Source organism: Pseudomonas nitroreducens, assembly GCF_014204515.1.
In the GTDB taxonomy this organism is placed as follows: Bacteria; Pseudomonadota; Gammaproteobacteria; order Pseudomonadales; family Pseudomonadaceae; genus Pseudomonas; species Pseudomonas nitritireducens_A.
This window is the reverse complement of record NZ_JACHLI010000007.1, coordinates 82,276-96,478: the sequence shown is the minus strand read 5'-3', so window position 1 is coordinate 96,478 and position 14,203 is coordinate 82,276. Positions and strand designations below refer to the sequence as shown.

The 14,203-nt window shown below is 65.3% G+C and carries 9 protein-coding genes; 3 read left to right on the top strand and 6 right to left on the bottom strand.

The window, feature by feature from the left end:
• Positions 1-299: 299 nt before the first annotated feature.
• Both HNP46_RS11390 and HNP46_RS11385 read right to left on the bottom strand, forming a co-directional pair.
• The gene (locus tag HNP46_RS11390) at positions 300-2,849 is read right to left on the bottom strand and encodes a sulfite reductase flavoprotein subunit alpha (protein ID WP_221454936.1); all 2,550 of its coding nucleotides are present in this window, start codon (positions 2,847-2,849) and stop codon (positions 300-302) included.
• Between the two features lie 186 nt (positions 2,850-3,035).
• Positions 3,036-5,339 carry a TonB-dependent receptor gene (locus HNP46_RS11385; protein ID WP_184588881.1) on the bottom strand — a complete coding sequence of 768 codons (2,304 nt, stop codon included), beginning with the start codon at positions 5,337-5,339 and terminating at the stop codon, positions 3,036-3,038.
• A gap of 201 nt (positions 5,340-5,540) precedes the next feature.
• Between HNP46_RS11385 and HNP46_RS11380 the strand changes: the two genes are divergently transcribed.
• From HNP46_RS11380 to HNP46_RS11370, 3 genes are all read left to right on the top strand, one after another.
• The gene (locus tag HNP46_RS11380; protein WP_184588879.1) at positions 5,541-6,221 is read left to right on the top strand and encodes a Fe2+-dependent dioxygenase; all 681 of its coding nucleotides are present in this window, start codon (positions 5,541-5,543) and stop codon (positions 6,219-6,221) included.
• Between the two features lie 6 nt (positions 6,222-6,227).
• Positions 6,228-7,022 carry a tetratricopeptide repeat protein gene (locus tag HNP46_RS11375; protein WP_184588877.1) on the top strand — a complete coding sequence of 265 codons (795 nt, stop codon included), beginning with the start codon at positions 6,228-6,230 and terminating at the stop codon, positions 7,020-7,022.
• A 97-nt stretch (positions 7,023-7,119) separates the two neighbouring features.
• Positions 7,120-8,919 (top strand): phosphoethanolamine transferase CptA, encoded by a 1,800-nt coding sequence (locus HNP46_RS11370; RefSeq protein WP_184588875.1) that lies wholly within the window; start codon positions 7,120-7,122, stop codon positions 8,917-8,919.
• A gap of 669 nt (positions 8,920-9,588) precedes the next feature.
• Here HNP46_RS11370 and HNP46_RS11365 read toward each other — a convergent pair.
• The 4 genes from HNP46_RS11365 to HNP46_RS11350 form a co-directional block, all read right to left on the bottom strand.
• The gene (locus HNP46_RS11365) at positions 9,589-10,752 is read right to left on the bottom strand and encodes a type III PLP-dependent enzyme (protein WP_184588872.1); all 1,164 of its coding nucleotides are present in this window, start codon (positions 10,750-10,752) and stop codon (positions 9,589-9,591) included.
• 665 nt (positions 10,753-11,417) lie between these two features.
• On the bottom strand, positions 11,418-12,584 hold the full coding sequence (locus HNP46_RS11360; protein ID WP_184588870.1) for a betaine/proline/choline family ABC transporter ATP-binding protein: 1,167 nt from the start codon (positions 12,582-12,584) through the stop codon (positions 11,418-11,420).
• A gap of 2 nt (positions 12,585-12,586) precedes the next feature.
• A complete protein-coding gene (locus HNP46_RS11355) occupies positions 12,587-13,252 on the bottom strand; it encodes an ABC transporter permease (RefSeq protein WP_024765896.1) in 666 nt (221 codons plus the stop codon).
• A gap of 1 nt (position 13,253) precedes the next feature.
• A complete protein-coding gene (locus tag HNP46_RS11350) occupies positions 13,254-14,192 on the bottom strand; it encodes a glycine betaine ABC transporter substrate-binding protein (protein ID WP_184588868.1) in 939 nt (312 codons plus the stop codon).
• Positions 14,193-14,203 lie beyond the last annotated feature (11 nt).

The window sequence follows — 14,203 nt, the reverse complement described above, 5'->3', positions numbered from 1 at the left end:
TCGCGGGGGCCTTTTTGTTCGCGCCATTGGAGGAGCCCTGCGTAGGGCGAATAACCTGGAACAGGTTATCCGCCGGCTGCCCATCGGCGGATTACGCTGGCGCGTTATGCGCCCTACGAAACTGGATCTGAGCCAGGTCCTGAAATCAAGAAGGCCTCCGCATTGGCGGGGGCCTTTTTGTTGGTGTGCCGGGGGAAGACATCGCGGACGGAGTCCGCTCCTACGCCGGGTTACACCTTGTGCCAACCGGTATTCGTAGGAGCGGACTCCGTCCGCGATTGGCTACACCCAGCGTCGGATCAATAAACGTCGCGGCGATAGCGCCCGCTCTCCAGCAGCGCCTCGACCGCGGCATCGCCGAGCATCTCGCGCAGGGCGCGGTCGACGCCTTCGGCCATGCCCTGCAGGCTGCCGCAGACGTAAATCACGGCGCCGTCGTCGAGCCACTGGGCGAGCACTTCACCGCTGGCGCGCAGGCGGTCCTGCACATAGATTTTCTCGGCCTGATCGCGGGAGAAGGCGACGTCCAGACGCTGCAGTTCACCACGCGCGAGCATGCCTTCCAGCTCCTCGCGGCAGTAGAAATCGTGGGCGATGTTGCGCTCACCGAACAGCAGCCAGTTGCGCGAACGGCCCTCGGCGACGCTCGCCTGCAACAGCGCGCGCAGGCCGGCGATGCCGGTGCCGTTGCCGATCAGGATCAGCGGGCGATCCTCCTCACTCAGGTGGAAGCTGCGGTTGCGGCGCAGGCGCAGCAGCAGGTTGCCATCCACTGGCAAGTACTCGGTCAGCCAGCCGGAGCAGATGCCCAGCGAGCCGTCGGCGTGCTGCTCCTGGCGGACGATCAGCTCCAGGGCGCCTTCGCTGCGCAGCGAGGCGATGGAGTACTGGCGCACCGAGAGCTTGATCAGCGCGTCGTAGACCGCCTGGCCATGCTGGCCGACCAGGTGTTCGAGGTTGCCCGGCAGCAGGCAGCCGGCCAGGGCGTCCTTGAGCGGCATGGCCAGGCCATCCACCTGCACCTTCGCGGCGCCATCCAGGCCAAGCCGTTCGAGCCAGCGGGCGACGAGGACGTCCGGTTGGCGCGGGATGATTTCCACCAGATCGCCGGCAGCCCAGTCGATCTGCGAATCGCTCGGTGCGCTCAGGCGCAGCAGCCACGTGGATTCGCCCTGGCTGCCTGGGTTGAGGTGCTCGCGGCCGCTCAGCGTCCAGACCTCGAAGGCCGGCGCGGTGAACGCCACCTGCGGCGCGCCACCGGACAGTTCGGCCAGGCGCACCTGCCAGTCGTGCAGCGCGGCGGCGTCGCCGTTGTCCACTTCCACGCCATCGAACAGCGGGCGCGCGCCCTGCCCTTGCAGCCAACCCTGCAGACGCCGGGCGAAGCCGCAGAAGTGTTCGTACTGGCGGTCGCCCAGGGACAGCATGGCAAAACGCAGGTCATTGAGACCCAGGGCCTGGCCTAGCACCTGGCGCTCGAAGCCGCGGGCGCTGTCCGGCGCTTCGCCTTCGCCGAAGGTGCTGACCACGAACAGCGCGTTGCGGGTCTGCTCCAGCTGCGCGCGGTCGAGCTTGCCCAGCGGCTCGACGCGCACCGGCAACCCGGCGGCCTGCAGCTGGCCGGCGCTCTGCCAGGCGAGTTGCTCGGCGAAACCGCTCTGGCTGGCGTAGCCCACCAGCCAGGAGTCGGCGCCGCCTGCGCTGTTATCCAGTGCGCCACGGGCGGCCAGCGCCGCGCGTTTCTTGCGTCGGCGGTCGAGGTAGAGCAGCCAGCCGGTGATGAAGAACAGCGGCATGGCGAGGCTGGCGAGCATCATCAGGATGCGCCCGGTGAGGCCGAAGTAGCTGCCCACGTGCAGGGCGTAGACGCTGGTGAGCAGTTGCTTGCCGGCGCTGCTGTCGTTGTAGCGGCGATCGCCCAGCAGCTTGCCGGTGGCCGGGTCGATGGTCATCTCGTTGAAGGCGCGCTCGTGGGCGGCGTCATCGAGGAGGTAGAACACGGTGGCCGGCTGGCCCTTCACCGGCGGCAGGCGCAGGTTGTAGGCGGTCATGGCGGCGCCGCCGGTCTGCTGGATGGTGTTCCAGATGGCGCTGGCGTCCACTACCGGCGGCGGGCCTTCCGGCGCCGGGCCGCGCTTGCCGCCGCCACGCTGGCCGCCCTTGGCCTGGCCGGCGGGGGCGTCGTCGAGCAGCTTGAACAGGCCGTTGCGGTACCACTCGTAGGACCAGTACAGGCCGGTCAGCGAGGCCAGCAGGTAGAACATCAGGCACCAGGTACCGGCCACGGCGTGCAGGTCCCAGTTGAAGGCGCGGCCCTTCTTCGCCCAGTCGAAGGTCAGCCAGGTACGCCAGTTCAGCGCCTGGCGCGGCCAGCGCAGGTACAGACCGGAGAGGCAGAAGAAGATCAGGATCAGGGTGCAGGCGGCAGTGATCCGCTGCCCGACTTCGCCGGCGGCGAGGAAGCGGTGCAGCTGCATGATGAACATGAAGGCGCCCTCGCCCACCGGCGCGGGCAGTGCCTGTGCGGTGTACGGGTCGACGTAGCGCGATTCGCCACGGCGCTGGCCCGGCGGCGGGGTGAAGAAGATACGCGCGGACTCCACGCCCTCGGTCTTCAGCCAGAGGAAGGCGACCTTCCTGCCCGGCTCGGCGCTCTCCACCCGGTGGATCAGTTCGTCCATCGGCAGCACGGCGGCGGCACGCTTTTCCACGACGAGACTGTCGGGGTTGATGGCGCGCAGGATTTCATCCTGGAACGACAGCATCGCCCCGGTGATGCCCATCAGCGCCAGCACCAGACCTGCGCTGATGCCGAACAGCCAATGCAACTGGAACAGGACTTTCTTCAACACCGCGGCTTCACCTTCGGACACCCATCACGCAGGGCGGGCATTTTAATGAGAATGGCTCGCAAGCGCAGCCGATTTAACAATCTTTACCCTGGCCTTACCTGCGGCGGACAAGCCAAGGCCCGGATATAGAAAAGCCCCGGCCAAGGAGCATCGGCCGGGGCGGGTCACCAGCGTTGCGCGACCTTAGAAGTGGAAGTTGGTGGACAGCAGCACGGTGCGGCCGGCCGCCTGCGACGCGTAGTGCGCGGCATAGGCCTTGTCGAAGTACTTCTTGTCGAAGACGTTCTGCACGTTGAGCTGGAAGTCGACGTTCTTGCTCAGCTTGTAGGCGGCCATCGCGTCGTAGCGCCAGTAGTCCGGGACATACATGGTGTTGGCCACGTCGCCGTAGACCTTGTCGACGTAGAAGGTGCCGCCGCCGATGGTGGCGTTGGGCAGTACGTCGTAGGTGGTCCACAGGCTGAAGCTGTTTTCCGGGGTGTTGGGCATCCGGTTGCCGTCGTTGGAGGCGGCGGCGGCGTTCACCGTGCCGCTACGACCGGACTTGCCCGCCTTGACCAGCTCGCTGTCGAGGTAGCTGTAGCCGGCGAAGACCTTCCACTTGTCGGTCAGCTTGCCGCTGGCGGACAGCTCGATGCCGTCGACGCGGGACTGGCCAGCGTTGTCGTAGGTCTGGTTGGAGACCAGTACGCGGGCGTTGTCCTTGTCGGTGCGGAAGATCGCTGCGGTCAGCTCCAGGCGCTCGTCGAGGAAGTTCCACTTGGTGCCGATTTCGTAGTTGGTGGTTTCTTCCGGCTCCAGGTTGTTCTTCACCGCGAAGGTGTCGACGGCGTTGCCGGTATCACCGTTGTCCAGCATCGAGCCCGGCGGCGTTGCGGAAGTGGCGTAGGACGCATAGATGCTGCCGTTGGGCGCCGGCTTGTAGACCACGCCGGCCTGCCAGTTCCAGAAGCTGGAGCTGTCCTCGAACTTGGTGGTCGGGCTCACGCCGTGGTTCTTCGCGGTGGTCTCGAAGCTGTCGAAGCGCGCGCCGAGGTTGACCTGCCACTGCTCGTTCAGGTCGATGGTGTCGAAGCCGTAGATCGCCTTGGTAGTGGCGACGGTGTTCAGCGGCTTGTAGTTGCGGACGATGCTGCCGTTCCACGGATCGTGCGGGTTGGGGTTTTCCAGGCTGGTGCAGTTGTAGCCGCTGGGCGCGCCGACGATGGCCGGGCGGCACTTGTTGGCGCCAGCGCTGGAACCGGTGTTGGTGTTCACCGTGTAGCCGTCGCGCTTGCTGTCTTCGCGGGTGAACTCCAGGCCGGTGGTGAAGCTGTTCTTGAAGCCGCCCAGGTAGAACTCGCCGAACAGGTCGGTCTGGTTGGTCGCGGTGGTGGTGGTGCTGATGCGGTTGTTGTTGCGCCGCCAGACCGTGCCGTTGTTGATGTTGCCCTGGCTGTCGTCGGGCTGGGTCCAGATGTAGTCCTGGTGCGCCGTGCCGTAGCGCGTGGTGTTGCGCAGGCTCAGGTTGTCGTTGAAGTCCTGCTCGAAGGTGATGGTGCTGGTGTCGATGCGGCTCTTCTGGAAGTCGCGATCCTCCAGGCCGTAGTAGTTGTCGCGGTCGACGTTCACCGGCTTGTCGGGGTTGTGCTTGCTGCGGTCGGCGCTCTTGGCGTACGGGATGCCCGAGTCCGGGGTGTCGTCGCTTTCCAGGTGGTAGTGGCTGACGGTCACGCGGGTCGGGCCGTTGAGGCCGAAGGTCACGGACGGCGCGATGCCCCAGCGGCTGGCGTCCACCGCCTGGCGACCGGCGACGTTCTGGTCGTGGGTCATCAGGTTGAGGCGGAAGGCGGCGTTGCCGTCGAGGAACTCCTGGTTGGTGTCCAGGGTGTAGCGACGGGTCTGGTCGGAACCGTAGGTGAAGCTGCCGTCGGTGAAGTTGCCGGCCTTGGCCTGCTTGCTGATCAGGTTCAGGCTGCCACCGGCGGAGCCGCGGCCGCCGAAGGCCGAGTTCGGGCCCTTGCTGACTTCGATCTGCTCGAGGTTGAAGACCTCGCGGGACTGCGCGCCGGTGTCGCGGACGCCGTCCACATAGGTGTCGCTCTGCGCGTCGAAGCCACGGATGAACGGACGGTCACCCGTCGGGTTGCCACCCTCACCGGCGCCGAAAGTGATGCCCGGCACGGTACGCAGGGCGTCCTGCAGGGTCAGCGCGCCGGTGTCCTTGATCACCTGTTGCGGCACCACGGTGACCGAGCGCGGCGTATCCAGCAGCGGCGCGGTGTACTTCTTCGACGCGGACTTCTCGACGTTGTAGGTGGTCGGGTCCTGCTGCTGGCCGACGACGGTGTCGGCGTCCAGGGACAGCACGTCCTGGCCGGACTTCTTGTCCGACGCCTCGGCGGCGTGGGCCAGGTGGGTGCCGGACATGGCGGTGATCGCCACGCCGACGGCGGAAACCAGCAGACGCGGCTTGCTGCCGGCGAACTCGGTGGATTGACGCGACATCGAAACTCCCTCCCCAGGGGCTCATGAAGGCCGCGCAATCTATTGCAATTGAGAAGCTGCATCAATTCGCAAACATTCCTATACGCATATGATTTACAACATTTACACTTTCTCCCTGTCGGAAGTAGGGGTATGCCGGTGTACCGATATGTTGCAAATCATTATCATTGGCAAATTATCCAGTTCTGACGGAATCGCCCCATGCTGCTGCACATTCCCGGCGTCTTCACCCGCGATGAGGTGACGCGCATCCGCGCTGCCCTGGAGCAGGCCGAATGGGCCGACGGCAAGGTCACCGCCGGCTACCAATCGTCCCGCGCCAAGCACAACCTGCAACTGCCGCAGGACCACCCGCTGGCCCGCGAGATCGGCGAAGCCATGCTGCAGCGCCTGTGGAGCAACCCGCTGTTCCAGTCGGCAGCGCTGCCGAGCAAGGTCTTCCCGCCGCTGTTCAACCTCTACACCGGTGGCGGCTCCTTCGACTTCCACATCGACAACGCCGTGCGCGATACCCAGGGCGGCCGCGAGCGGGTTCGTACCGACGTGTCCTCGACGCTGTTCTTCAGCGACCCGGACGACTACGACGGCGGCGAACTGGTGATCCAGGACACCTACGGCACCCAGCAGGTCAAGCTGCCGGCCGGCGACCTGGTGCTCTACCCCGCCACCAGCCTGCACAAGGTCAACCCGGTGACCCGCGGCGCGCGCATCGCCTCGTTCTTCTGGACGCAGAGCCTGGTACGCGAGGACAGCCAGCGCGCCCTGCTGTTCCAGATGGACCAGTCGATCCAGGCGCTGACCCGTGACGTGCCGGACCATCCGGCGCTGATCGAGCTGACCGGCACCTACCACAACCTGCTGCGCCGCTGGGTGGACGTCTGACCTGCCATGAGTTTCGTCCTGCGTCGCACTGAAGAAATCAACGTCGAAGACCTCACCGGCCAGTTGGCCGACGACCCGCGGCAGACCGCCCGGCTGATCCTCGCCGGGGCCCGCGAGGGCGACCTCGAAGCCCAGGCCCTGCTCGGGCAGATCCTCCTCGACGGCCACGGCATCGAGCAGGACGTGCCCCTGGCAGTGACCTGGTTCAGCCTCGCCGCCGACCGTGGCCACGCCATGGCGCGCAACATGCTCGGGCGTTGCCTGGAGCACGGCTGGGGCTGCGCCAGGGACGAAGCCGCCGCCGCCCGCCAGTACGAGCTGGCGGCCCGGCAGAAGCTCGACTGGGCGATGTACAACCTGGCCAACCTGCTCTCCACCGGCCGTGGCGTGGCACGCGACGATGCCCGCGCGCTAGAGCTGTATCAGAGCGCGGCAGCGCTGGGTCACGCCAAGTCGATGAACCTGGTCGGGCGCTTCCACGAGGAAGGCCTGGTGGCGCCGCAGAACCTGGAAAGCGCGCACCAGTGGTACCGCCGGTCAGCCGAGGCCGGGGATTTCCGCGGCCAGTTCAGCCACGCCTCGGTGCTGGCCGAGCGCGGCGACCTGCCAGCCGCGCGCATCTGGCTGGAGCGCGCGCTGCAGGGCGGCAACCTGAACTTCCTGCGGGTCGCCCGCCAGCAACTGGCCGCGTCCATGCCACCAAGCCTTTCAGAGCTGACCCTGGCCTATTTCCAGAAGGCTGCCGAACTGGGCGATGACTCGGACCTGCATCAACTTGCCGAGCATCTGGGCGCCGTCTGACACGCCTTGACGTAATTTTCACCAACGCTTTGCTAGCTTCGCCAGCCATCCTGGCTGCCGGAACCTTCGGCGGCCGCCCGGCAACAATGAGGCGCAAGTGTCGAACACCAACTCTCCTGCAGCGCGCAAAGGCGTGGACTGGGCCGCCCTGGGCTGGCTCCTGCTGTTCTTCTGGTACTTCTCCGGCGTTACCCAGGCGCTGATCCTGTTCAGCGGCACCACCGGCTTCGCCGGTTTCCGCGACGCCTTCTTCCTCAGCAGCCTGTGGCTCGCACCGCCGCTGCTGCTGCCGCGCTTCACCAGGGGCATCGCCGCACTCATCGGCCTGGTGCTGTGGGGCGCCTCGCTGGTGGGCCTGAGCTACTTCGGCATCTACAAGCAGGAGTTCTCGCAGAGCGTCATCTTCGTGATGTTCGAGTCCAACACCGCCGAAGCCGGCGAGTACTTCAGCCAGTACTTCAGCCTCTGGCTGTGCCTCGCCCTGCTGGTCTACAGCGTGGTCGCCGTACTGCTGTGGAAGCGCATCCGCCCGATCAGCATGCCGGCCTACGCCCGCGTGCCGCTGGCCGTGCTGCTGGTCGTGCTGAACCTGTTCTACCCCTTCTACAAGCAGATGGTCACCCAGGAGCGCACCTTCGCCCAGGCACTGGAAAAGGTGCAATCGCGCATGGAGCCGGCGGTTCCCTGGCAACTGGTGGTCGGCTACGTCCAGTACCGCCAGCAGCTGGACAACATGCAGAAGCTGCTGCAGCAGAACGCCTCCCTGCCGCCGCTGCAGAACCTCAAGGACAGCAGCGGCGACGAGCCGCGCACCCTGGTGCTGGTGCTGGGCGAATCCACCACCCGCCAGCACATGCACCTGTACGGCTACAACCGCGATACCACGCCCAACCTCGACGCCCTGGCGGCCGGCGGCGAGAACCTGACCGTGTTCAACAACGTGGTCGCGCCGCGCCCCTACACCATCGAGGTGATGCAGCAGATCCTCACCTTCGGCGATGAGCAGAACCCGGACAAGTTCCTCACCGATCCGTCGCTGATCAACCTGATGAAACAGGCGGGCTACAAGACCTTCTGGATCACCAACCAGCAGACGATGACCAAGCGCAACACCATGCTCACCACCTTCTCCCAGCAGACGGACGAGCCGGTGTACCTGAACAACCAGCGCAACCAGAACGCCAGCCAGTACGACGGCGTGGTGCTGGCGCCGTTCGAGAAGGCGCTGCGCGATCCGGCGCAGAAGAAGTTCATCGTGATCCACCTGCTGGGCACGCACATGGACTACCGCTACCGCTACCCGGACGAGTTCGCCTACTTCAAGGACCGCCAGGGCGTGCCGGCGGCACTGTCGGATGACCAGGTGGAGACCTACAACTTCTACGACAACGCAGTGCGCTACAACGACTTCGTGGTGTCGAGCCTGATGAAGCGCTACTCCGAGTCCAACGCCAACGGCTTCATGCTCTACCTCTCCGACCACGGCGAGGAGGTCTACAGCTCGGGCAACCACGACCGCCTGGGCCGCAACGAGACGGACCCGACCCGGCCGATGTACACCATCCCCTTCATGGTCTGGACCTCGCCGAGCTGGCAGGCCGAGCACCCGCGCAACCTGCAGGCGCTGGCCAACCGCTCGTACAGCAGTTCGCACCTGATCCACACGCTGTCGGACCTCGCCGGCCTGAGCTACGACCACTTCGATCCGACCCGGAGTGTGGTCAACGCGCAGTTCACCGATGCCCCACGCTGGATCGGCGACCCCTACGCGAAGGACGGTCTGCACGAGTTCGACAAGCTGCCGCAGGACAAGGCTGCGCCGCAGGAGATCGCCACCCAGGCCAAGGCGCCGGCCACGGCGCAGGCTCCGGTAAAGCCGCAACCCAATGAGGGTTGAGTTTGCCGTGATGTGATGAAAACGCCCCGCTGTGCGGGGCGTTTTTCTTTCCGCCCCGCACTGCTCAACCTGCAGGACGGGCGGCGGCCCAGGCCGTGCCCGCGATCCGCCGACAGGGCCGGCGCCCGCTGGCCGGCTCCGATTTATCCGGTTGCGTAGGAGCGGACTTCGTCCGCGATGTCTTGCCTCAGTTTCAGTGTTCCTGCGCCGCTTCGGTGTGCGCGCAGACTCTCTGTTTCGCCCCCTCGGGCGACCTCCTTTGGCAAACGCCCCAAAGGAGGCAAAGGTCTCGCCCCTGCCATCCGGCTTTTCGCTTCGCGAAAAGTACCCTCGGTTCCTCGGAGTTTCAGGGGCCCGCCGCGAAGGGCCATCCCTGGCCCATCGCGGCTCTCGCGACATCCATGTCGCTCAACCCCTGAAACTCCGATCACCTTCGGCCTCCTGAAAGGGGCACTCCGGAGCGTGCGGATGTTTCGCTGGAAGTCTTGAAAAACCAGAGCCTGGGCTGGGCAAGACGCCGTGGTATGACTATTCGTAGGAGCGGACTCCGTCCGCGATGGTCTCAGGCGCGATGCGGACCTTTCGCGGACGGAGTCCGCTCCTACGAGGGGCACCAACGCAAAAGAAAAAGCCCCGCATCAGCGGGGCTTTTTCAGCAAGGACGAAGCCTTACAGGTAGAACGCCTTCAGCGGCGGGAAGCCGTTGAATTCCACCGCGCTGTAGCTGGTGGTGTAGGCGCCGGTGGACAGCCAGTACAGGCGGTCGCCAGCGGCCAGGTTCAGCGGCAGGCCGTACTTGTAGTGCTCGTACATGATGTCTGCGCTGTCGCAGGTCGGGCCGGCGATCACCACTTCTTCCAGCTCGCCCGCCTTCTCCACGTGGATCGGGAACTTGATGGACTCGTCCATGGTTTCGATCAGGCCGGAGAACTTGCCCACGTCGGTGAACACCCAGCGCTCCACCGCGGTGCGCGACTTGCGCGCCACCAGCACGACTTCGCTGACCAGGATGCCGGCGTTGGCGATCAGCGAGCGGCCCGGTTCGAGGATGATTTCCGGCAGCTCGTCGCCGAAGTCTTCCTTGAGGAAACGGATGATCTCTTCCGCGTAGGTTTCCAGGCTGTTGGTCTTGGCGATGTAGTTGGCCGGGAAGCCGCCGCCCATGTTGATCAGCTTCAGCTCGATGCCGTCCTCTTCCTTCAGGCGCTCGAAGATGACCTTCACCTTGGCGATGGCCGCGTCCCACACGCCGATGTCACGCTGCTGCGAACCCACGTGGAAGGACACGCCATAGGGCACCAGGCCCAGGTCGCGGGCCAGCACCAGCAGGTCCATGGCCATGTCGGACTGGCAGCCGAACTTGCGCGACAGCGGCCAGTCGGCCGAGGTCGAGCCTTCGGTGAGGATGCGCACGTAGACCTTGGAGCCCGGTGCGGCCTTGGCGATATTGCGCAGGTCGGCTTCGGAGTCGGTGGCGAACAGGCGCACGCCCTTCTCGTAGAAGTAGCGGATGTCGCGGGCTTTCTTGATGGTGTTGCCGTAGCTGATCTGCTCGGCGCGCACGCCGGCCTTCATCACCTTGTCCAGCTCGTAGATGGAGGCGATGTCGAAGTTCGAACCCTTGTCGCGCAGCAGCTCGGTGATCTCGGTGGCCGGGTTGGCCTTCACCGCGTAGTAGATCTTGGCGAAGGGGAAGCAGCCGGTCAGCTGGTCGTAGGCATCGGCGATGGTCTGCTTGTCGATGACGACGAAGGGGGTTTCCTGCTTGTCGGCAAACGCCTTCATGCGCTGGAAGGTTTCGGGGGCGAAGTAATCCTCGACCTTGATGGACATGGTTGGGACTCCAAATGGCAGAACAGGTTATTCGTAGGGGTGAAGCTGAACGTCGAATCCGTTTCCCCACTTTGGTTCGCCTACTTCCCAAGGCATGTCGCCGAGCATTACCGATACCGGGCAAAGGCACCGGCTATCTCTCGTCGTCAGTACTTGAGCCGGATGGATCGTTTCCAGCATGGACGTTCGGGCGCGAACTTTAGGACCTGAAGTTCTTGAGTTCAACCCTGAATTGCCGCTTTTTCGCATCCCTTTGTCGCACTGCCGGTTGACTGTTTCAGATACTCAACAAAATGCACGGAATACCGCACAGAACGGGGCTTTCGACGGGTTTCTGCATCATCGTGCTACTGGATTAACGACCGGTGACAGAGGGGGGAGTTCAGTGGATTGGGATGGGTGGTGCGGGGGGGGATTTTCTTGAGAGGTGCAGTGGGGAAAATCGGAGCTGGGCGCCCCTCTCCCCCGCCCTCTCCCTGAAGGGAGAGGGAGTATCCGAGTTGCCTGGAACTGCTGCGCTCTCTTGACGCATCAGCGTCAGACGAACCACGGTCCGACACTTAGCTGCGATCCAGTCCCCTCTCCCTTCAGGGAGAGGGTTAGGGAGAGGGCAGCAGTCCGCTGCGGAGTCCGCGTTGGCGGGAAAAGCCAGGCGCCCTTTTCAATCAGGAGGCCTGCGCCACCTCCGCCGGCGACACGATAGTGGTCTTGCGCCCACGCGAGCGCCCGGAGCTCAGGTAATCGGCAATCGACTCCTGCGTCACCTCGCCGAGGAACTGCCCTTCGGCATCCAGCACCGGCAGCCACGAGCTGTTGAACTCGTACATGCGCGACAGCAGGATGCGCAGGTGCTCGTCGTGGCTGGCGGTGACGCGGAACTCGTTGAGGAAGTCGCTGCACACGCCGTCCTTGCGGCGCATGTCCTTGCGGCGCACGTAGCCCAGGCCCTTGCCGTTGGCATCGACCACCACCAGGTAGCGGCGATCGTCTTCCTCCATCTTCTCCACCGCCTCGGCGACGCTGGTCCCGGGGCTGGCGGTGACGATGCTGCTGTCGGCGGCATCCTCCGCGCGCACCAGCAGCAGGCGCTTCAAGGTGCTGTCCTGGCCGGTGAAGGCGCTGACGAACTCGTCCGCCGGGTGTGCCAGCAGGGTGTCCGGGTGGTCGTACTGGAGCAGGCGGCCGCTCTTGAACACCGCCACCTTGTCGCCCAGCTTGATCGCCTCGTCGATGTCGTGGCTGACCATGATCACGGTCATGCCCAGCTTGCGCTGCAGCTCGAAGAACTCGTTCTGGATCGACTCGCGGTTGATCGGGTCCACTGCGCCGAAGGGCTCGTCCATCAGCAGCAGCGGCGCATCCGCCGCCAGCGCGCGGATCACCCCGATGCGCTGCTGCTGGCCGCCGGACAGCTCGCGCGGGTAGCGCGACAGGTACTGCTTGGGTTCGAGCTTGACCATGGCCATCAGCTCGCGCGCCTTCTCCTTGCACTTCTGCTTGTCCCAGCCGAGCAGGCGCGGCACGACCATGATGTTTTCCTCGATGGTCATGTTGGGGAACAGGCCGATCTGCTGGATAACGTAGCCGATCTGCCGGCGCAGGGTCACCTCGTCCAGTTCTGCGGTGTCCTGGCCATCGATCAGCACGCGCCCGGAGGTGGGCTGGATGATGCGGTTGATCATCTTCAGCGTGGTGGTCTTGCCGCAACCGGAGGGGCCGAGGAACACGCAGATCTCGCCCTTCTCCACGGTCAGGCTGACCTTGTCGACGGCGCGGAATTCCTTGCCGTCCTTGAGGGTGAAGGTCTTGGTCAGTTGGTCGAGTTCGATCATGTTCAGTCTCCTGTCTGCGGGCGCAGGCCCTTCGGGGTGAGCGCACGCTGCAACCACTGCAGCAGCAGGTCGGCGGCGATGGCCAGAAGGCTCACCAGCACGGCGCCGACCACCAGCATGGGCATGTTGGATTGGCTGATGGAATTGAGGATGAGCACGCCCAGGCCGCCAGCGCCGATGACGGCGGCGATGGTCATCACGCCGATGTTCATCACCACGGCGGTGCGTACGCCGGCGAGGATCACCGGCACGGCAATGGGGATGTCGACCATCCGCAGGCGCTGCCAGAAGGTCATGCCGATGCCCTTGCCGGCTTCGCGGATGCCGGGCTCGACGTTGGTCAGCGCCAGGTAGGTGTTGCGCAGGATCGGCAGCAGCGAATAGAGGAACACCGCGGTAATCGCCGGCAGCGGGCCGAGGCCCTGGCCGATCTTCGAGTAGAGCGGCAGCATCAGGCCGAACAGGGCGATGGAGGGGATGGTCAGCACCACGGTGGCGGCGCCCTGCAGCGGGCCGGCCAGCCACTTGAAGCGGGTCATCAGCACGCCCAGCGGCACGCCGACGACGATGGCCAGGCCCACGGCGATGGACACCAGCATCAGGTGCTGCAGGGTCAGTTGCCCGACCTGGACCCAGTCCAGGCGGGAGATCACGGTCATGAAGTCCATGTCAGTTGTCCTCCCCGGTTGCCTGATCGTTGGCGGACTGGGCCTTGTCGCCGAGCAGCTTGTGCTCGCGCAGGAACTTCTGCGCCACGCGCTGCGGCGGCTCCTGCTCGATGTCGACCTGGGCGTTGAGTGCCTGCATGGTCTTGTCGTCGAGCAGGTCGGAGATCGGCTCGAACAGGGTCTTGAGTTCCGGGTGCTTCTGCAGCGCGTCGGCGCGCAGCACCGGGGCGGCGTTGTAGAAGGGGAAGAAGTGCTTGTCGTCTTCCAGCACGCGCAGCTTGAAGTCCTTCAGGCGGCCGTCGGTGGTGTAGACGAGGCCGACGAACACCTGGCGATTCTTCAGCGCGGTGTAGACCAGCCCGGCATCCATCTGCCGCACGTCGTCGCGGGTGAAGTGGAAGCCGTACAGCTCGCTCATCGGGCCGAGGCCGTCGGGGCGCCCGGCGAATTCCGGGTCCATGGCGAACAGGTGGGTCTTCCTGTCGCCCTGCTCCTTCATCACCCGCGCCAGGTCGCTCAGGGTACGCACGCCGAGCTTGTCGGCCTGCTCCTCGGGCATCGCCAGGGCATAGGTGTTGTTGAACGGCGCCGGCTTGGGCCAGACCAGGCCCTTCTTGCCGTCCAGCTCGCGGACTTTCGCCAGCGACTGCTGGGCGTCGAGCTTGTCCTTGACCTTGTTGTAGACGATCAGCGACGAGCCGGTGTACTCCCACACCAGGTCCAGCTGGCCGCTCTGCTGGGCGCTGCGCGCCAGCGTGCTGCCCAGGCCGTTGGTGACCTTCACCTCGTAGCCCTTGCTCTGCAGGTACTGCGCGGTGATGGCGGTGAGGATGCGCTGCTCGGTGAACGGCTTGCCGCCGATGCGGATCACGTCGGCCGCGTGCGCAGCTCCCGTGGCGGCGGCGAGCAGCAGGCCCAGCGCGCCCAGCAGAGGTTTCATAAGAATTCCTT

Coding starts and splice junctions, on each gene's coding strand:
- HNP46_RS11385 (WP_184588881.1), bottom strand. CDS start 5,339: ATGTCGCGTCAATCCACCGAGTTCGCCGGCAGCAAGCCGCGTCTGCTG.
- HNP46_RS11380 (WP_184588879.1), top strand. CDS start 5,541: ATGCTGCTGCACATTCCCGGCGTCTTCACCCGCGATGAGGTGACGCGC.
- HNP46_RS11375 (WP_184588877.1), top strand. CDS start 6,228: ATGAGTTTCGTCCTGCGTCGCACTGAAGAAATCAACGTCGAAGACCTC.
- HNP46_RS11365 (WP_184588872.1), bottom strand. CDS start 10,752: ATGTCCATCAAGGTCGAGGATTACTTCGCCCCCGAAACCTTCCAGCGC.
- HNP46_RS11360 (WP_184588870.1), bottom strand. CDS start 12,584: ATGATCGAACTCGACCAACTGACCAAGACCTTCACCCTCAAGGACGGC.
- HNP46_RS11355 (WP_024765896.1), bottom strand. CDS start 13,252: ATGGACTTCATGACCGTGATCTCCCGCCTGGACTGGGTCCAGGTCGGG.
- HNP46_RS11350 (WP_184588868.1), bottom strand. CDS start 14,192: ATGAAACCTCTGCTGGGCGCGCTGGGCCTGCTGCTCGCCGCCGCCACG.